General features: G+C 39.0%; 15 protein-coding genes. 6 read left to right on the top strand and 9 right to left on the bottom strand.

Annotation, left to right across the window (positions count from 1 at the left end):
- Positions 1–104: 104 nt before the first annotated feature.
- Genes LY11_RS08375 through LY11_RS08360 form a run of 4 tightly spaced genes read right to left on the bottom strand, consistent with a single transcriptional unit; the run spans position 105 to position 6214 of the window.
- On the bottom strand, positions 105–500 hold the full coding sequence (locus tag LY11_RS08375) for an HYC_CC_PP family protein (protein WP_111633260.1): 396 nt from the start codon (positions 498–500) through the stop codon (positions 105–107).
- A 27-nt stretch (positions 501–527) separates the two neighbouring features.
- On the bottom strand, positions 528–1166 hold the full coding sequence (locus LY11_RS08370; protein WP_111633259.1) for a LysE family translocator: 639 nt from the start codon (positions 1164–1166) through the stop codon (positions 528–530).
- A gap of 4 nt (positions 1167–1170) precedes the next feature.
- Complete coding sequence (locus LY11_RS08365) at positions 1171–5880, bottom strand: DUF3320 domain-containing protein (RefSeq protein ID WP_245952658.1); 4710 nt, start codon at positions 5878–5880, stop codon at positions 1171–1173.
- Complete coding sequence (locus tag LY11_RS08360) at positions 5864–6214, bottom strand: MmcQ/YjbR family DNA-binding protein (RefSeq protein ID WP_111633258.1); 351 nt, start codon at positions 6212–6214, stop codon at positions 5864–5866. The genes LY11_RS08365 and LY11_RS08360 overlap by 17 nt, the downstream gene beginning before the upstream one ends.
- A 382-nt stretch (positions 6215–6596) precedes the next feature.
- Between LY11_RS08360 and LY11_RS08355 the strand changes: the two genes are divergently transcribed.
- The gene (locus LY11_RS08355; protein ID WP_111633257.1) at positions 6597–8951 is read left to right on the top strand and encodes a TonB-dependent receptor; all 2355 of its coding nucleotides are present in this window, start codon (positions 6597–6599) and stop codon (positions 8949–8951) included.
- A gap of 18 nt (positions 8952–8969) precedes the next feature.
- A complete protein-coding gene (locus LY11_RS08350; protein WP_111633256.1) occupies positions 8970–10076 on the top strand; it encodes a PepSY-associated TM helix domain-containing protein in 1107 nt (368 codons plus the stop codon).
- Between the two features lie 180 nt (positions 10077–10256).
- Here the strand turns inward: LY11_RS08350 and LY11_RS08345 are convergent, their stop codons facing one another.
- Positions 10257–10775 (bottom strand): DUF4304 domain-containing protein, encoded by a 519-nt coding sequence (locus LY11_RS08345; protein ID WP_111633255.1) that lies wholly within the window; start codon positions 10773–10775, stop codon positions 10257–10259.
- Between the two features lie 220 nt (positions 10776–10995).
- Between LY11_RS08345 and LY11_RS08340 the strand changes: the two genes are divergently transcribed.
- From LY11_RS08340 to LY11_RS08330, 3 genes are all read left to right on the top strand, one after another.
- Positions 10996–12081, top strand: coding sequence for an AI-2E family transporter (locus tag LY11_RS08340; protein WP_111633254.1), 1086 nt, complete (start codon positions 10996–10998; stop codon positions 12079–12081).
- Between the two features lie 32 nt (positions 12082–12113).
- Entirely contained in the window at positions 12114–12698 is a 585-nt protein-coding gene (locus LY11_RS08335; protein WP_111633253.1) for a Crp/Fnr family transcriptional regulator, read from the top strand.
- 82 nt (positions 12699–12780) lie between these two features.
- A complete protein-coding gene (locus tag LY11_RS08330) occupies positions 12781–13518 on the top strand; it encodes an SDR family oxidoreductase (RefSeq protein ID WP_111633252.1) in 738 nt (245 codons plus the stop codon).
- Positions 13519–13598: 80 nt separating this feature from the next.
- Here LY11_RS08330 and LY11_RS08325 read toward each other — a convergent pair whose 3' ends face one another.
- From LY11_RS08325 to tssD (LY11_RS08310), 4 genes are all read right to left on the bottom strand, one after another.
- Complete coding sequence (locus LY11_RS08325) at positions 13599–14117, bottom strand: hypothetical protein (protein ID WP_111633251.1); 519 nt, start codon at positions 14115–14117, stop codon at positions 13599–13601.
- Between the two features lie 48 nt (positions 14118–14165).
- Positions 14166–17477: a TonB-dependent receptor gene (locus tag LY11_RS08320; RefSeq protein ID WP_111633250.1), complete on the bottom strand. Its 3312-nt coding sequence runs from the start codon at positions 17475–17477 to the stop codon at positions 14166–14168.
- Between the two features lie 305 nt (positions 17478–17782).
- Positions 17783–18178 (bottom strand): type VI secretion system tube protein TssD, encoded by a 396-nt coding sequence (gene tssD / locus LY11_RS08315; RefSeq protein ID WP_041878824.1) that lies wholly within the window; start codon positions 18176–18178, stop codon positions 17783–17785.
- 39 nt (positions 18179–18217) lie between these two features.
- On the bottom strand, positions 18218–18613 hold the full coding sequence (tssD, locus tag LY11_RS08310; protein WP_068398956.1) for a type VI secretion system tube protein TssD: 396 nt from the start codon (positions 18611–18613) through the stop codon (positions 18218–18220).
- Between the two features lie 482 nt (positions 18614–19095).
- Between tssD (LY11_RS08310) and LY11_RS08305 the strand changes: the two genes are divergently transcribed.
- On the top strand, positions 19096–20457 hold the full coding sequence (locus LY11_RS08305) for a 3-keto-disaccharide hydrolase (RefSeq protein ID WP_111633249.1): 1362 nt from the start codon (positions 19096–19098) through the stop codon (positions 20455–20457).
- Positions 20458–20460: the final 3 nt, after the last annotated feature.

Below are 20460 nucleotides of genomic sequence, written 5' to 3'. Positions count from 1 at the left end.
TCTTTATATGAATTGAAAAACCAGGATAAACTGATTATTTACAGGATAAATAATCAGGGTTTAAACAACAAAGCAGTTGTTTAAATAGCATATAGCTGGTCGGCTCAAATCCTATAAGTACAGTTAAACATATAAATGGGAACACCACCATGTAAAAGAGGTGCATTTGTTGAACTGGCGATCGGTATACGTTCAACACCATCAAAGGAAGGTGCAGGATGATAATTTCTAAAAGCTGATAGAAACAGGTTATTAAAGTGCTTCACCTGGTTGTCAGACTGACTTGAAAGCAGATGAATATCCTTTACCTCTAAGCTGCTCAATTGGATTTCACAGCATTGCTCCTTGTCCATATCCTTACTGCACTTTTCATTGACATCCTGTTGAATAGTGAAGGATATAGACCTTAGCTGTCCACAGCAATAAAACTGTTTTACACCAAGCCCAAAACTGGCAGTAGTATATAAAAGTAAGAGTAATATGGACAATGCTTTTTTCATTAGATACGGTTTGATGATACCCTCTTGTTAACCCCTCCTGTTTGTTAGTGCAACTTTGATACCAAGTGCAACCAATGTGAGGCCACAAAATTTATTAATATAACCGGAAATCGTATGATTGTGTTTGAGCCTGGCAAAAAAAGCAGAAGCGAAAAATGCCAATATCAGGCACCAGGTTGTACCAGTAGTGATGAAAGTTAAGCCAAGAGTGAGAAAAGGCCATACTGTATTTTTCAACCCCGGATCAATAAATTGAGGTAAAAAAGCGATAAAAAATAAGGCTACTTTAGGATTCAGGACATTGGTAATAATTCCATCCCTGTAAATTTTCACATAATTAGCTGATGAACTGGAGGTATTGATAGCTGTGTTCAGCTGAGATTTGCCAAACAGCATTTGCAACCCAATATAAATTATATAAGCAGCACCCGCATATTTAATCAAATTAAAAAGCAATATCGACTCAGAAATAATAATGGAAAGTCCGAATGCGGCTAAAAGTGTATGGATTAAAGTACCAGTCCCAATTCCCAGCGCAGATACAATACCCGCTTTTCTTCCCTGGGCAATACTCCGCGAAAGAATAAATATAGTATCATTTCCCGGAGTGATATTCAACAATATTGCAGTCAGTAAAAAAGTTTCAAAATGAAGGATGCCAGTCATAATTCTATAGTGGATTAATTTTCAAATACGCTCCGTCCTTAGCTACCAGCCCCTTCTCTACGCCAGCATCAATGCTATTTAATAATTCCTTACGCAGATCTTCAGTAACCCTGTTAAACCCAAATAACCTGGCAATCAATGGTACAGCCACATCAGGCTGTATAGCTATTGAATCTTCCACTACTTTTAGAATAGCCAGATCCATTTCTTCTGGTGAGATCAGCGCAATTTTTCTAGACCCTGAAGGAAGTTTGCTCCTATCGCGTATAACTGGCGTAACCAGACCAACAGGCCACAAGAAATCTTCTTTTCTCGAAATAATAGCAGAAGTAACCGCATAATTTACAGCAGCATTAATTGTATATCTCATACGGGAGCCAATTTTGGTTGCACCAGCTGCATCTGCAAGTCTTCTGGCTACCTCTTCAAAATGTACAGGTCCTTCGGTGCTCACTACTTCATTAATCCATCCTGCCAATTTGCCAAACGGAATCAAATGCAGCTCTTCAAACTTAATTTCTCCCGGCAATACAGCTAAAGTATATAGAGGGATTTCGACTGTAGTGTCTACTTTGGCTTCACGAACCAGTGTTTTAATTTCCTCTTCCAGCTCCTGCTCCACCAAATCATCTAAAGAAAGTTGCTCCTTAGCTTTTTCAATGGCAGCAACAAGTCGCTCTAATTCTCTTTCAGGATTTCTATACCACTCTGTACTCCAGACCTTAAAAATCTTCCAGCCTATATTTTCCAGCACTTGTTTACGAAGTCTATCACGATCCCTGGCAGACTTTGCCCGGCTGTAAGATTCTCCATCACATTCAATACCCATTAAATAACGGCCTGGATTAGCTGTATCTACCACAGCAAGATCAATGAAAAAGCCTTCAGAACCTATCTTTTTACGCACGGTATAACCCAGCTTTATCAAATGATCATAAATATGATCTTCAAAAGGGCGGACTACAGGGATCAGCAAATCTTGTGGCCTATCAAAAATACCATGCTGTGCGAAATACAAAAAGCTCTTTAAAGCTCTGATTCCAAACTTAGTCGTTGCAGTTGGATTGATGTCGTCGGCTGTAATATTAGTAAATATCTCACACCTGTACTTTGCACGGGTAATCAATACATTTAATCTTCTTTCTCCGCCTTCATTATTGAGCGGGCCAAAACTCATCGGAACTTTGCCATCCTCAGTGCGGCCATATCCGATACTGATAAAAATAACATCCCGCTCGTCTCCCTGCACATTTTCCAGGTTTTTGACGAAAAATGGTTCATGACTATGGCTCCTGAAAAAGCTTTCAGTTTCTGGATTCTGTCGCCTTTTAATCTCTATTGCATTTTGAATAGATTGCATCTGGGACGTACTGAAAGCAATAACACCAAGGCTTTGTTTGGGATTTTTCAACGCATGCTGCATCACTGCGTTAGCGACAGCCTCAGATTCTATTGGGTTGGTGCGGGTTTTTCCCCGGTCATATACTGCATCTGGCAAATGATGAAAAGCCAGTCCCATGCTATGTTTAGATCCCGGACTTGGAAAAATCACTAATTTGTTCTCATAAAATTCATGATTAGAGAGACTGATTAATGATTCATGCCTGCTCCGGTAATGCCAGCGCAGCATCCGTTGTGGAGCTCCCTGTCCATCACACATTCCCAGGATGCTTTGTATATCTGCAGTAACATTTTCTTCATCCTCAGTTTCCATATTCATTTTATCGAAGAAACTCGTTGGTGGCAGCTGTTTGGTATCCCCAACAACAACCAATTGTTTGCCCCTGAGTAAAGCACCCAACGCCTCAACAGGTCTGACCTGGCTTGCCTCATCAAAAATCACCAGATCAAAATCAATACTTCCCGGAGATAAGAAATTAGCAATAGACATCGGACTCATCATAAAAACAGGCTTAATAGTCTGTATGGCCAGTCCGGCCTCTAACATCAGTTTTCTGATCGGCATATGGCGTGCACGTTTATTAAACTCACCGCGCAGCACATTCCATTGCCCTCCGCCCTCTTGCTGAGGTACTGCTTCAAAATGTTTCAATGCCACTCTCGCCCGGTTATACTGAAGGTTCAGCAAATCTGTTCTATTGAATTTATTGATAATTTCCTCATGAGAAGTACGTTCAAATCCACGTAATGCTGGCTTTTCAGTCATTATCGTTCTGATCAGATATTCATACCAGGTTTTCTGCAAAGCAATTTTCAAGTAATCCGCAGCGCCATCCCAATTTAGTGAAGCCTGAATTAAGTTATCAAACCCATTATTTTGTACTGCCCCGGAAAGATTATTCCACTGCACAGCTTGCTGAATTTCGCCAATCCTCAGCTTCCATTCATTTAGTTTTGAAAGCTGATCTTTAAATAACAATTCACTGAATGATTCTGCTGAATCAATCAGTTTTTCATCCAGATCCAGTTTTTTGAAAACCGCAGCAATACCCCCCTGATAGTTAATCAGAAGTCCTTTCAGTTTAGCCAGATGTTCCTTAACTACAACAGGATTTTCATTTCTGCTCAGAAAATCCAAAATCAATATTGGATAATTGCCAGTTGAGATCTGACGATGCAGCCCGGCCATAAAGACCGATACGCCTTTTAAAGATTCCCAATTTGTTTTCAGCTTCCGCCACCTGCTTCCAAATAAACGAGCGGCAAGTTCTGAACTTTCATCCAGTGCATTACTTAAGCGTTTAGCAGTAATAATATCATCAATGTATTTTATTCGATCATTCAGCGCATCAGGTAAAGCAATTTTTGTAAAAGATGCCAGCTGTTTGATACTTCTTTTATAATCACCTAAAAGAAACTTATACCATTTATGGCCATGAGCAATCAGATTCTGGCGCAGCTCCAATACTTGCTGATCCCAGGCTTCCGGATAAAATATGTTTTCATAAGCCCCATGTAAAGCAGAAAGATCAGCGCCCGTTTGAAAAAGTTCTTCAATATCTTCCTGATTCAGTAACCATGCCTGATCCTTCACCGCAATGTCTCTCAGATCCGGACTATTACTTAAAAAAGTCAGCAGCGCTACTAATTTTTCTGCGTCCGCAACAGACGGCGGCAATGCTGTTCCGATAAAAGATGAAGCGCCCAGGAGCTCTGCCTGTAAACTTTCAGTGCTCACAATCACCTGCGCAATAATTTCAGCAGCCACCTCGTTTTCATGCGGCAGGAATAATGTTAACCTGGTTCCATAGAAAAGTAATTTCGAAGGTTCCCCAATGTCCTTTAACCGGGCTTCTATTAAATCTGCATCGACAGCTGCCCGGCGCATCCTGTCTGCGTCCCACGATTCAATATTTAAGATCGGTATTGCAGGAAGTTTGAGCGTACCGAACTTAGCTGATATTTCTAACAGATAACCTATTACCTTGTGTGCAGAAAGGCCGCTTTGCGCAATTAAATCATTGACAGAGTTGCAATAGTTATTCAATATATCCTGGTAAGTATCCAGTTGCAAAATTTCATCCTGCAAATGGGTCAATGTTGGTTTACCTAAATCCAGTACCCGCTTTAATTCTTCATGTAAATCTCTTTTGTTTGCTTTATGACTATGCAGTTCTAAACAGGCTTCCCCCAGATTAATCGAATCCAATCTGCGTTTCACGACTTCAAGAGCAGCCATTTTCTCAGCCACAAAAAGAACCTTTTTACCATGGCCAATTGCATTGGCAATAATATTGGTAATTGTTTGAGACTTACCCGTACCGGGAGGCCCTTGTATCACCATATTTCGACCTTCATGTACAGCAAGCATGGCCAGAACCTGGGAACTGTCTGCATCTACTACATGAAATAATTCATGCGCTTTGGTTTCGTTGTCTAAATGATGTGCTTCAGTAGCTGTTGGTTTTGGTTCGTTGAATCCTCCGCCAAATAAAGACATCAGGATCGGATGATCAAATGGTTTATTATCATCCGGCCATTTACTACTATCCAGATCATGATAAATCATAAATTTTCCAAAGGAAAAGAAACCTAGCTCAATCGTGTTAGCATCCAGTTTCCAAAATTCCTGATGACTTATTCTTTTTTGTATATCTTCAAAATAAGCATTAATATCAAGGTCATCCAAATCAGGCAGTTCTGGAATAGTTATATTAAAATCAGCCATCATTTTAGCCTGAAGCGAAAGATTAGCACCAACCTCACCACCCGTAAAACGCAATCTGAATCTTTCATTTGCGCTGGACCGCTCCAGAGATACGGGAATTAACACTAAAGGAGCTAACCGGATATCTGAAGTATTACCCTTTTCGTACCAGTTTAACATTCCCAAAGCCAGGTACAGGATGTTTATACCTTGTTCTTCTATACTGGTTCTGGAGAAATAATAAGTGTTCAGAATTTTTGTCTGCAGCTTTTGCTCATTTTCATTAGTCTGCAAACGGGTATCATGCTGTGCATCCTGTAACTCTTCTTCACTAAGCGCCGGGAGTTCTGGCAATTCATCTTCCTCACCATCTTCATCACTATCTTCTTTCCCTGGCCTGCCTAAAAAGGTCATGGCTTTGCCCTGTTTCACCAGAATATTATAAATCGATGTTGACTTTTCCTGGATAATGCGAAGTCCTCTTGCTTTTGGTGTCTTATAATTCAAAAGCGTATTTCGCATACCAAGATCAAGTAATTCTTTTCTCGAGGCTTCTAGCTTAGGTAATATATTTTCCTGCATAATCTGATTAACCGTCAATTTCATCCTGCTGTTTTTTTGGCAGGTTGTTAAATATCAATTCATAAGAATGATCTATGATCTCATGCAATTGCTTTAAAGTGAGACGGCCATTCATATAAACGGTATTCCAGTGCTTTTTGTTCATGTGATAGCCTGGTATGATTTCTTCATATTGTTCACGCAGCGTAACTGCACGCTCAGGGTCGCATTTAGCATTGAAACGATTTCCTTCGCTAAGACCAACAAGCAAAAATATTTTCTCACCGACTTTAAAGACCAGCGTCTCTTCTCCAAAAGGAAGCCCTTCCGTTGATCCTGGTTTTGACAGACAATAATCCCTTAATTCTTCTATGTTCATATCTAACCCAAAGATGCTAATTCTATAGAACTATTTTACTTTTGTCAACAGCATTTTAGCCGCAAGAACATGGTAATATGAAATAAAAATCCGCAAATCACCCTTGAATTGAAGTTATTCCTGCTTTTTTTCCTTGCGTATTTTTCAAACAAACATCAATTCCAATTTTAATCTATTCTGAAAAACTAGTGGCTTTTCTCCCGTTGAATCTCAAAAAACTGAAATAAATTATTAGCAGTATGAAATATCTGTTGAACTATTTAATTCTGTACGATTTCATTTTGCTAAATCATTTTTAAAGACTGTCTGCCAGAGAACAATACATCTGAATCTTATTTGTATTAAATCCAGATAAAAGTATATTTGCCGGAAACCAACCTACATGAAGTTTAAACTTTTACCTGTTTTCTATACGCTTTTACTCTTCCTTTTTCCCTTACTAACCCTGGCGCAAAGCGGATCAGCTACATTGACCGGAAGCGTAACCGATAGCTTGTATCAAAAGATAAGTTATGCGACTATACAAATCAAAAAACTCAATATAAAAACATCATCTGATAAAACAGGCCGGTTTCAGCTTAAAGGAATTCCTGCCGGCAATTATACGCTTCGCATTTCAATGACAGGGTTTGAAACCAGCGAAACACGGCTTGTAGTGAAGGCCAGTGATACACTGAAAATAGCATATATACTGAAGGATAAAAATTCGGACTTAAATGAGGTGATTGTTTCCGCAAGCCGGAAAGCAGAATCCCTGGCGCAAACACCTTCGTCTGTAACGATATTAACCGCCAAAGACATCAATACACAATCAGTAATCAGCCCGAACCTGGCAAATATACTCGCTTACAGTGTACCCGGACTGGGCGCATCCACGAATCAGACCGGGAATTCTGGTCAGACCCTGCGTGGAAGAGGTGTATTGGTATTAATTGACGGTGTGCCGCAATCTACTCCTTTACGTGCAGGCGGACGTGACATCCGCAGTATAGATCCATCGGTAATTGAAAGAGTTGAGGTGATCAAAGGCGCAACTGCTATTTATGGAAATGGCGCTGAGGGTGGCTTAATCAATTATATTACCAAAAAACCTGCTTCAGGCAAAGTATTAGGTGGTTATTCGCAGATTGGCTTAACAGGAAATACCAAAGGAGACAGTACATTGGGCTACCGGGTGGTACAGCAATTTTATGGTAAAAGTGGTAAACTGGACTATATAGTAAGTGGTACTTATGAAAAAACCGGGGTATTCAGGGATGCTAAAAATCAGGTAATTTCTCCGGATTATGGTTTAGGAGAAACGAAGACTTATAATGGATTTGTTAAAGTAGGTTATGATTTCTCTGCGAAACAAAGGTTAGAATTAATGTACAACTATTTCAGTTCCAGACAACACTCGGACTATGTTTTGAAAAATGGAATTTACGGGCAAACACCAGCAATCGGGGTTCACGGCACCCGTCAGGGAGAAGATGAAGGAACCCGCTATAACCACAACGCAAATCTTCAATACAGCAACAAACAAGTATTTGGTCAGACCGATTTGCAGGCCAATGTATATTTACAGGACTTTTACACCATTTATTCCAATGTAGCTTCTTTTTATGAAGGTGGCCAGTCGGCTATAAAATCTGTTAAAAAAGGCGCTCGGGTAAACTTAAATACACCGCTTCCGGTTTCGGAAAATTTATTGATGCAGCTGAATTACGGGGTTGACCTGATGAATGATAAAACTTCACAAAATCTGACTGATGGCCGTGTTTGGGTACCAGATATGAATATGGTCAATATTGCCCCCTACCTGCAAACTACCGCCAATATTTTTAAAGATTTAACTATTAAAGGTGGTTTGAGAGTGGAGAACATTAACATTAAAGTAGACGATTTCAATACACTTGCTACGGGCGCGAACAATGCCGGAAGTATTGCTGTTAAAGGTGGTACACTTAATTATAATGCGCTGGTATTTAATATAGGTGCAAGGTATTCAGCAAGCAGATTGTTCAACCCTTTTATAAGTTATGCGCAATCTTTCTCAGTATTCGAACTGGGCAGAGTATTACGTGCAGCTCAAAGTAATACCCTTTCACAATTACAGACCAAACCTATTATTGTAAATAACTATGAGGCCGGTTTCAGCAGTGCGCTCGGACCAGTAAATATTAGTGCAGCATACTATATCAGTACTTCCAAACTGGGAGCAAATTTATTAGAAGTTAACGGCGTTTATATTTCTCAAAGAATTCCTGAGCGTGTTTGGGGTTATGAATTTCAGGCCGACTATGCAGTAACTGATAAACTATCTGTAGGCGGAAACTATGCGTATGTAGAAGGAAAAGGTGATGTAGATGATGACGGAAAGTTTGATGGTGCACAGGATGTATATTTAAATACCACCCGCATCCCTCCTTCTAAATCTACACTTTACCTGAAATATTCTGGTATTAAAAATCTATCAATTGATGTAAACTGGATGAGGGTCGGAAACAGAGATCGCTTTAAGCCGAATGCAGCTACAGGTAAATACCTAATTGGAGAAGGCCCTGTAAAAGCTTACAACCTGTTTAATTTAGCCACAGTTTACCAAGCTTCAAAAGCTTTAAAGCTGAGCCTGGGATTGGAAAACTTATTCAATAAAGCTTATTATCCAAGTATTTCTCAGTTTTACGGAAACAATTCTGTTTATACCAGGGGAAATGGCCGTCGTTTTAATCTTGCAGCAGGTTACTCTTTCTAATGAAGATTAATAATTCTAATGAAGATCAATAAAAAATTAAAGAAGGCAGCTGGGCTGATCCATTTATGGTTGGGGCTTTTTACAGGAATTGTCGTGGTAATTATCGGTATAACCGGTTGTCTGTATGTTTTTGAGCAGGAGATCAGAGATTACCTGGAAAAAGATTATGCTTTTGTTCCTGTTGTCCAGCAACCACAGGCCAGTTTAGCTCATCTTTTAAAGGAATTTGAAAAGATTGCTCCGGGTCAGAAAATTACTGGCATTGAGATCAACAATACCGCGCCTAATGCAACGATTAGTTTGACAACTGGTAAACATCAGGTTTATTACCTGAACCCCTACAATGGAAGCCTGGTGAAGAAAACCAAGCTTGATTTTCTCGTTACTGTTCAAGATATTCATACCTCTTTACTTTTAGGAGATACCGGTAAATTTATCATCCGCTGGTCTGTAGTGATTTTTGTGCTCATGCTGATTTCTGGTCTTATTTTATGGTTTCCCGGCCAGATCAGGTTGATTAAACAGGCCGTAACTATTAAATGGGGAGCCTCTTTTAAAAGGGTCAATTACGATTTACACAACGTACTGGGCTTCTATGCTTCTGGAATTTTGCTCGTAAGTGCGCTGTCCGGACTTTATTTTGGTTTTAAGGAAGTAAAGACAGCAGTAAGTTTTTTAAGCGGGTCAAAATTGGCCGAAGGAATAAAAGCCTCACCTGTCCAGCCTGTAATTTCTGAAACTATTCCTGAGCGTTATGAGCGGATATACAGACACGCAATCGTTCAATATCCAGGCGCTAAACTGACCAATTTATCTATCCGTAAAGATGGCAAGCTCAGGTTAAGGTTAAACTACCCATCAGACTGGGCAAGAAAACGAAATACCTTTTTCTATGATATAAAGAATGGACGATTGATCAGCTCCAAACTCTACCAGGATTTTAACCGGGCTGATTGGATTGAAGCAGGTAATTACGACCTGCATACCGGCCGGATTTTTGGTCTGTTCGGTAAGGTTGCAGCCACAATAGTGAGCCTGATTGCAGCGAGTTTACCGATTACGGGTTTCATCATTTGGTTGAAAAGGGGAAAGAAAAAGAAGAAAATAAAAAAACAGGGCACTTAAACGCTTGCTTTTTGATTATATTTTTAATCCTTGTAAAAAAGCCAGTTTAAGCGCAAACGCGTCTGCAAATTCTGAGTGCATCAGATCGACAGCCTTCCCTGTTGCCAGTTGCTGGTAAAGATTCAATAATAAATGTTTACCGGGTGCATCAATAAGATAGTGATCAAAAAACTGCTGAGCCTATTCTTTTTCTGCAAAACACAACATAAAAGCCAATGGAGTTAATGTTTTATCCATGTAGCGGTTAAACTTCGTTCCATTATTGATCAAAAAACGGATCACTCCATTTATATCTTCAAAGTGGTTAAAAATAGGAATGACATAATTTTTTATAGTATTGATTACCTCTGGAACTGTTTTTCCCTGAGCAGGTCCTGAAACATTCCATGATTTCCAATCCTGAAAATGTGAAATATAACCTAATTGATTACTATAGATAATATCATTGCTGTAAACGTCATTGGTTTGTGCTTTCAGCCATTTTTTTAAGCGTTTAGCGGTGATCAGCACATGCGGCAACAGGTTAACATGACCGCTGCTGTTTAAAGCACTGGACTGGAAACTAATTTCAAAAGTAAATTCTTTGTTGCTACTGATCTTTTTTAGCGTAGCCCCTTTCTGGCTGGCTTTAAATCCGAATTCTGTCAAACCCTCGTTAATCTGGTTACATGCGGCTAAAAAAACTTCTCTGGAACTCATATACTATGTTATTTGCGATTTAAGATCAGGTGATTTGCGATTCATGATCAAATGTCTAAGTTAGGATTATTCTTCATTTGCTGAAGCTGAAAAACCCTGCCATGTATTGAATGTCTCCTTATCAGATAAGTTTAACAGATTCCACATTAATCAAAACATTATTTTTTTTAAGGTGTTAAAATTAGAGTGTACGCTATAAAAAACACGCTATTATTCGCTCATGACTAATCAATACCCAAAAGATCTTTACAAAATTATCACTTCAGTTATCTTATATACATTCGGCTTAGTTGTGCTGTTATGGTTTCTATACCAGATCATGAGCATATTTATAATCTTTATATTTGCAATTGTTCTGGGATTGATCATTAATCAGCCTGTTAGCAAACTGGAAAAGAAAGGAATGAAACGATGGCTGGCATCACTCATCGTGCTTGGGATTATTTTCATAGTCTCTACACTATTAGGCTTCTTAGTCGTGCCGCATATCAGCGAACAGATTGACACCCTGGTAGGTGATCTGCCCGGGTATTTTAATAGTATTTCTAATCATGTTACACATATCCTTAGAAAGTATCCTGAGTTGAATAAAGAGCTTCAGGGTGATGGAATGTCAATTTCTGAGGCTGTACCTTCGTTAGGAAAAACAGTGATCGGCCTCAGCAGTATATCATTTAGTGTACTTGGCGGTATATTTATGTTCATTGTCTTTTTGTCAATGATTATCTTTTTTGTCGGGAATCCAAGACCAATTATCAATATGTACCTGTCGGTTTTCGAACCGGAAAAACGTGGTAAAGCGGAAAGAGCACTGCAGCATACTTCAATAATGCTGGGCGGATGGATGAAATCCAATCTTATCGGCGGTGTAGTTCAGGCCATACTGGTTTATATATTTCTAACGATCATGAATGTTCCTGGTGCACTGGTATGGGCTGCGTTAGCTTTCTTCTCAGAATTGATTCCCAAAATCGGCTTTTATATCATGGCCATTCCTCCTACCCTTGTTGCGTTATCCATAAGCCCTGCCACGGCATTTTGGTGCCTGATATTTTTCTTATTATTGAATGAACTGATTTCTGACTTTGTGATGCCTAAACTAAGGTCTTCCACGATGAATATACACCCGGTATCCTTACTTTTTCTCCTGCTGGCGATGACCACGGCTTTTGGATTGATGGGTGCATTACTTGCTGCGCCAATGGCAGCGATTATTAAAGCTTATTATGAAGAGTTCTATTTACAGAGATTTCCTGATGATCCGGATATGGAACAAAGAATTGATAATATCCTTTATCAGCAATAAAAATAGAACGAATCAATTGAATAGATTTGTAAATGCAAAATGATAACTTCCAGCCTATTTTTGACTTCCTCCGGTTATACAGAGCTATTAGTGAGTCCGATCAAACTCTTATTAATCTGCAGCTGCAATTTCGTAAAGTTAAAGAAGGGGAAGTTTTATTACAGCAAGGTAAACTGGCCAGAGAATTATTCTTTGTTTGTAAAGGCATCCTTAAAATCGTTTCTTTCAGTGACAAGGGAAATCCAGTGACCCAGTTTTTTCTGAAAGAGCACCGGTTCTGCACGATCCTGAATAGCCTCAATGATAGTGTTCCCGCTAACGAAAGTATTATAGCAGCCTGTGATGCAGAACTAATTGTATTGTCTAAAGACAAATTACTACATCTATACGATGCTATCCCCTATTTTAAAGATTTAACCACTACTATTTTCCAGCAAAGCCTGCTGGAAAAAATAAAAGTCCGTAATTCTTATATGGGTGAAGACGCGACAACCAGGTATCAGAAATTTATTTTACAGCAGCCGGATATTGCCTTAAGGGTTCCGCTAAGTGATGTGGCCTCTTATTTAGGCATTACACAACAATCTTTGAGCAGAATCCGGAAGAATATCCGGTAAGGTACTGCTTTTTACCATTTGGTAAATCCCCTCAGCAACACCAGGGCTACCTTTGCTACCATTAAAATATAGCCTTAAAAAAATGGAACAAATAGCAACAAGCAAAGAAGCTTTACAGGGACAAAAAATTGTTATTATAGGTGGAAGTGCAGGAATTGGTCTGGCCACTGCAAAATCGGCTGCTGCAAAAAATGCGGCAGTGATCATTATCTCCAGTAATCAGCAAAGGATCAATAAAGCATTGGAAGAATTGCCTGAAACAGCAACTGGTTATGCAATTGATGTTACCAATGAAACGCAGGTAAAAAATATCTTTGAACAAATAGGTGCTTTCGACCACCTCATCTATACCGCTGGTGAAAATCTGCAGCTTGGCGATTTGAAGGACACTTCATTAGCTGGTGCACATCAATTCTTCGAGGTCAGGTATTGGGGAGCATTTTCAGCAGTAAAATATGCTTCACCTTATGTTAAAGGATCGATAGTATTGACAAGCGGCATCGCCAGTAATCGTCCGGGTAAAGGCTGGTCACTCGGTGCAAGTATCTGTTCGGCAATGGAAGGTTTTGCAAGAGCGATGGCCGTAGAACTCGCGCCAGTCAGGGTGAACATTGTTTCCCCAGGTGTGGTAAAAACAGAACTATGGGCTGGTATGTCTTTAGTGGAGCAGCAGGAAATGTTCAACCAGATTGGAAGTTCATTACCTGTTAAAAGAGTAGGTAATCCTGATGATCTTGCTAAAACTTATCTCTATTTAATAGAACAGGAGTATGCGACAGGCCAGACAATCATTGTGGATGGCGGTGCGTCATTAGTCTAAAATACAATAGATAAATGCAAAAAGGCCTGGCAAACTCTCTTTTGAGTTTTACCAGGCCTTTTGTAGTGAACAGCTTGTAATTATTTAGGAACTACAGGTGCAGGGATAGTTTTAAAAAATGCAGACTGAGTTATTTTAGAAACCAGGTCACCAGTTGCTGAATAAGCAGATGCCCTTACGGAATATGTCTTGTCAAATGCAAGGTTCAGTTTGCTTAAGCTAAGCAATATAGAACCGCTGTAAACCTGAACATTCGGATAGTTGCTATCTTGCAAGCTGTAACTTATCGAATGATTTACAACCTTAGCTGTTGAACTCGCATCATTACCAGACCAGGAAGGAAACGTTACCGTATTCACAACGGTAGTTCCATCCAATACTTCTAGTATAAATTTCCCTACAGGAACTTTTGCCGTTGCACCAAAGTTCAATTGCAGAACTGTAGTTAGGGTAAAAGGACTGCTTTGCTGGTATCCTAAGCTACTCAATTGCAGATTAGGTAACTTTGGCTCAATACCTGCTATGTCTGCCTTTTTAGTGCAGGAAAACATAGTCAGTGCCAATAGTGAAGTTAAAGCGATACTTATATATTTTTTCATTAGTATATATTTATTTTTATGGGTTATGATCAAATAATTGAAGTCTGATTAAAAAATGTATTTAGCACCTAGCAGCAAACTCCATGTTGTACTTGAAGTTGCATTTTGATAAGGCTGATTTACTAATTTTCCATCAAACTGACGAAGGTTATAAGTCGGCGCTCCACTAGCATCAACACCAGTATAAGTAAGTGGACTATTCGTAGTATTGAATTTTTTGATACCCCAGTTTCTATTTAATAAGTTAGGCAAGTTGATCACTACCGCACTTAACTGTAAAGTATGTTTTGTATTTCCGGTATTGATATAGAAATCCTGAAGGATGTTTGCATCAATACGGTTATACCAAGGAGAGAAAGCTGCATTTCTATCTGCATATTCACCTCTGTGTTTACTTAAATAAGGAGAGTTATTAATGAACTGCTCTAAAGCAGCAGCTTGTTGCTGAGGAGTGTAAGTATAACCTATACCATTAACAGTTTGAGTATAAGAAGTAAAGTTTACATCTGAACCTCTTTTTGGAATGTACATCAAATCTGAAGATCCGTTACCATCACCATTTAAATCTCCGTTAACCACATAACTGAATGGGCTGCTTCCCGCCTGACCTTCGTAGAAAAGACCAATTGTAGTTGCACCATGTTTCAGGTAGTTAAATTTATAAGAGGCACTGGCAACGATACGGTGAGGAACATAGTTACCTGAGTTTCTCAATTCAATATCATTACTTGTTCCTACGTTAGAAGTCGCAGCCCAAACCTGTGCTGCCGTAGAACCTGCCGTAGAAAACGCTTCTTTTGACTTCGTATAAGTATACGCTATCGATGCGTTAAACCCATTGAAGAAGTTTTTAGTTAACTGTGCACTTAAAGCAGAAGAGTAACCTTCATTGGTGTTTTCCAGAACGACAACCGTTCCAATGTTAGGATAAATAGATCTGTCAGCTGCCACAACAGCATTATTAGCACCTGTCCCTACATAACGTACTCTTGAAAAATCACCGTCATTAAATACACCAGTTGGTGTTTTAAGGTTCGCATTTCTCATTCTGGTTGCATTAATATCTTTGGTATAAATAGCTTCAAAAGTAGCTGCGAAACCATTACCCAGATTTTTTTCAATCGCTAAATCAGCTCTGAATACCTGAGGGAATTTATAGTTTTTATCAATAACTACAGTAGAGTTTTGTATTGATGTTCCAGCAGTTTGCGGGAATAAGCTTGCGTACTCAGAAGGATCAGCTTTTAAAGTAATGTTCTTTAACTGATCTGCTGTTGCAACACCACCAAAATTATACATGGCACTGTTACTTGGGCTATTGGTTAAGAATACATAAGGGATACGGCCTGTAAAGATACCCATACCTCCACGAATCACCAACGATTTGTCTTCCAGTAAACTTGCTCTGAAACCAACTCTTGGAGAAAGTAAGATACTTGATTTTGGAAATTTACCAGTGTTGTAATTAGTCATCTTTCCATTTGCATCAGGTAATTGTAAAGCTGTAATCTGAGGATTTTCCACTGGGTCCTGCATATACATACCTTTATCAGCACGTAAGCCGAAAGTTACTTTGAAGTTATCATTTACATTATACTCATCCTGAGCATATAAACTGATAGTACCTACTTTAAGATCCGCAGAGAATACCTGGTCAACACCAGGAATCAAAGATTGATTGTAGGTAAATTGAATTGGAGCTCTGTTATTTAAGAAGTCACCTAATGAATTGTAGATATAAGAACCAGCAGCACCAGGCATGAATGAGTTACCAATTTTTTGGAATTCATAGTTTACACCAGCAGTTAAAGTATGTTTACCTGCGTAATAAGTGATGTTATCATATACACTAACTGTATTGTCAATAATCTCATTGTATTTAGTGTTCGGATCTGAACCTGCTGAAATATAGTTATCACCAGCACCATTAAAAATATCAATAGTTGGGAAAGTACCACCTTTAGAAGTACGGGGATTATCATATTTCTTGAAAGTAAGTAACAATTGATTAGATAATTTCGGGCTGATTGTACTGTTTAACTCTGCAGTACCTGTACTTACTTTGTTCAGGAAACCGTAGTTAGAGTTCTCAAAGCCCATAGACTTCAGACTGAAACGACCATTTGGCAAACCACCGTTACCACGGGTCTGAGGCAGGCCATTAGCACCTGTGAAAGTATAAGCACCACTGTTAGGTGTACCAGTAGAGTTGATAATCTGATCAGCAGTAGCGTGTAAATAACTGTATTTAACGCTTAATTTGTTTTTATCGTTGATATTCCAGTCTAATTTCAATAAGACCTTAGTGTTCTTATTCTGGAAGGCAGGGAAGTTATCATAAGCTCCGGTTTCATAACCGTAGTTTTCTTTCAGGTATTTCGAAACAGCTTCTAAATCTGCAACTGGTGTAGCCGATTTATTACCTGCTGTACCTGTTGGAGAGAAACTCACCCCTGGATTACTGGATACTTCTCTTTCAAAGTTAGTGAAGAAGAATAATTTGTTTTTGATAATCGGACCACCTAAAGTAAATCCGTAAGTTTTAGTACTTGATTTTGCAACCGCAGCACTAATATCGTTGTCACCTATTTTTGTTCCGTTAAAAGATTGATCTTTATAGTAAGTATATCCGGAACCGTGGAAAGTGTTTGTTCCGCTTTTCGTGGTTGCATATACACCTGCTCCTGTAAAACCAGACTGTTTTACGTCAAAAGGTGCAATGTTAATCGAAAGCTCATCATAAGCTTCAATAGAGATTGGCTGAGCTCCCCCACCTGGCAGTAAATCCTGAGAAGTACCGAAAGTGTTATTTAAGTTTGCACCATCTACAGTGATACTGTTTGTACGGCTATCGCGACCTGCAAAGCTATTTCCGCTTGATTGAGGTGTTAAACGTGTGAAATCAGTAATACTTCTTGAAAAAGATGGTAAAGTTGAAAGTTGTTTGGAATTAATGTTTGTACTTGCGCCTGATTTTGCAGTGCTAATACGTTTTGAACCTCTGATAGATACAGCTTCTAACTGAACACCACCGTCAGATAAAACGGCTTTAAGTGTAAATGGCTGACCTAATTGAAGCATAATATCAGTAGTTGTGCTTTTATTGAAGCCAATGTAGCTCACCTCAATAGTGTAAGGTCCACCAGTACGCATACCTGGAATATTAAACAAACCGTCTTTATTAGAGACTGCTGTATAAGATGTTCCCGATGGTAAGTGAACTGCTTTAATCGATGCACCTGGAAGCGGCCCTTGTTTGGCATCTTTAACGCTTCCCGATACACTACTTGAAGTTACCTGTGCAAAGGCAGCCACTGTAGTCAAAAGGGAGAATAAAAAAATGAGTAAAGATTTTCTCATACTTGTTGTTTTTTGTTAGAAGTAAAATTTATTGTTTTGTTTAGATATTTCGAGGCGCAAAAATAGATTATCCTGCCAATTCCAAGATTAAATTAATGTTAAGAAATAACGATTTAGTATCTAATCGACAAAATATGACTAAACCGTGTCATATGTCCGAAACTGAGTCAGAAAGTGAGATTTTAAGGTTTTAGCCACATTAAAATGTTAATACCATGATAATCAATAGTTAACAATTTATTGCAAAAAAAAAGCTGCAGGAAACCGTCCCGGCTTCCTGCAGCTAAAGCAGTAGAATTTACTGACTAAGCCTTAGGCCAGTCGTTGGTATGCTCAGCATTACCAATTTTAAGTTTGCGTGCAGATACTACAAAGCTCAAAGTCATTGGAGTATTGTCATTTACAGCAATCCCTTCATTGTACTGGATGATGTAACCATCTTCGAAATGCAATTCTTTCATTTTTGCATCTTCTTCACCCTTTTTAAATACAATTGTTCCTGCCTGAGGCTTATACTGGTTATTCACCATAGATTCAATCACTGAAGTATCTTCAGTAGATTCAATTTCTAAATGGATAGTACCACCATAAACTCCTGATGACGGACGTCCCTTTGCGTCCACATCTCTGTTTAATGAATAGCTGCATTGCAGCACATCGAATTCTTTAGACCCTAGAGTCAACCTGGTTTTAAATGCCATGATAATTTTTTTTTAAATGTTAAACTTCCTGAATTTGAATTACGCTTTTGGCCAATCATTAACATGCTCGGCATTCCCTGCTTTTAGTTTACGTGCAGAGATCTGGAACTTCAAGGTCATCGGATTATCTCCGGTGATGTTGATTCCTTCGGTATATTTCACAATATACCCGTCTTCAAAATGAACTTCCTTCATCTTGGCATCTTCCTCTGATTTTTTGATCAGCAGCGTGCCGGCTAAAGGTTTGTACTGGTTGTTTACCATTGCTTCGATAACAGAGGTGTCTTCGGTAGATTCGAGCTCAATGTCGATTGTACCACCATACACTCCGGAAGAGGGTCTTCCTTTTGCATCTACATCACGGTTTAGAGAATAGGCACAGTGAAGCACATCGTACTCCTTGCCCGAAAAGTTTAATCTTGCTTTGAAAGCCATAACTTTTTGTTTTAGGGTTGTAAATATTAACTATCCGGATCACGTCAAAAATTCTGCCATTAACAACTACTAATCAAGCGCATACAACTGTGAGCAATTAAAAAATGTGTTTTTGAGGCTATTAAGGCTTAAACTCAAAAGAAAAAACATTATAAATTCTTACCGACCTCATTATCAGTACTATAAAACAACCTCAATGTCACCATAAACGTCTGTTTTAGCAAACGTTCCCTTTTATAGACAAGTTGTATATAATCAAATACGCAAGTGTATCTATTCGAATACAGCTTTTTCTTTTATCGTAACCAAGTTTTTACAAAAGAAAGCTAAACGATGAAAAAAGTGTATTTAATACACTACTTGCCCTTTACCTAATTAAATATCAATAAGTTGACAGTAGTTTATAGTTTCACTCTTACTTATCATTACACTATATTAGATTAGCTAAATCGACAAACCAAAGATCAACCTACTAACCAAATATGAAAACAAAGCACCTGTTAACCCTCGCGGGTTTATTATTAGTCAGCTTGCCTTCAACCCTGCAGGCACAAAATCAGCAATGGCAGAACCTCTTTAATGGAAAAGATCTCAAAGGCTGGAAACAACTTAACGGAAAGGCCAAATATGAAGTAGTGAATGGCGAGATCGTAGGAACGACAGTCTCCAACACCCCAAATTCCTTTCTGGCCACCACAAAAAATTATAGTGACTTTATTCTCGAACTGGAACTGAAAGTAGATAATTCTATGAATTCTGGTGTACAAATCAGGAGCGAAAGCACTGCTGATTATCAAAATGGAAGAGTCCACGGTTACCAGGTAGAAGTTGACCCATCCGACCGTAAGTTTTCAGGAGGTATTTACGATGAAGCAAGAAGAGGCTGGTTATATCCACTGGACATTAACCCTAAAGGACAACAAGCCTTTAAAAATGACCAGTGGAACAAATACCGCATCGAATGTATTGGAAACTCTATCCGTACCTGGATTAACGGCGTTCCCACTGCCAATGTAGTAGACGCGCTTACTCCTGCCGGCTTTATCGCACTGCAAGTACATGCGATTAATAAAGATGACCAGCCAGGCAAACAAATCCACTGGCGTAATATCCGCATACAGACCGGGCAGCTGAAACCATCCAAAGCCGATGATATTTATGTGGTTAACCTGGTTCCCAATACCGTTTCTTCACAGGAAAAAGCAGCAGGCTATAGTTTGCTGTGGGATGGAAAAACGACCAAAGGCTGGCGGGGCGCTTATAAAAAGACTTTCCCTGAAAGTGGCTGGCTCATTAAAGACGGAGAATTAAGCGTTCAGAAATCCAACGGAGCAGAAGCTACCAATGGCGGTGATATTGTAACCGAAAAAGAATACGGTGCCTTTGAACTGAAATTCGATTTTAAGTTAACTGAAGGTGCAAATAGCGGTGTTAAATATTTTGTAACCCTTACCGAAGGAAATAAAGGCTCTGCAATCGGCCCAGAATATCAAATACTGGATGATGAAAGACATCCGGATGCTAAACTCGGAAAAAACGGAAACAGGACACTGGGTTCTTTATATGATCTGATCACCAGTAAAAAAATTCCTAATGCACAGCGGAAAATCGGAGAATGGAACAGCGGGCTCATCAGAGTTTATCCAGATAATAAAATACAATATTGGTTAAATGGTTATAAGATCCTGGAATATGTGAGAGGATCGGCAGAGTTCCTTGCTTTGGTAGCCGATAGCAAGTATAAAGACTGGAAAAATTTTGGGATGGCTCCAAAAGGTCATATCCTGTTACAGGATCACGGTGATCAGGTATTTTTTAGAAGTATTAAATTAAAACAACTTTAAATC

The organism is Pedobacter cryoconitis (assembly GCF_003259615.1).
Lineage (GTDB): Bacteria > Bacteroidota > Bacteroidia > Sphingobacteriales > Sphingobacteriaceae > Pedobacter > Pedobacter cryoconitis.
Note: the sequence above shows the minus strand (reverse complement) of the source record. Positions and strands in the feature narration are given on the sequence as shown.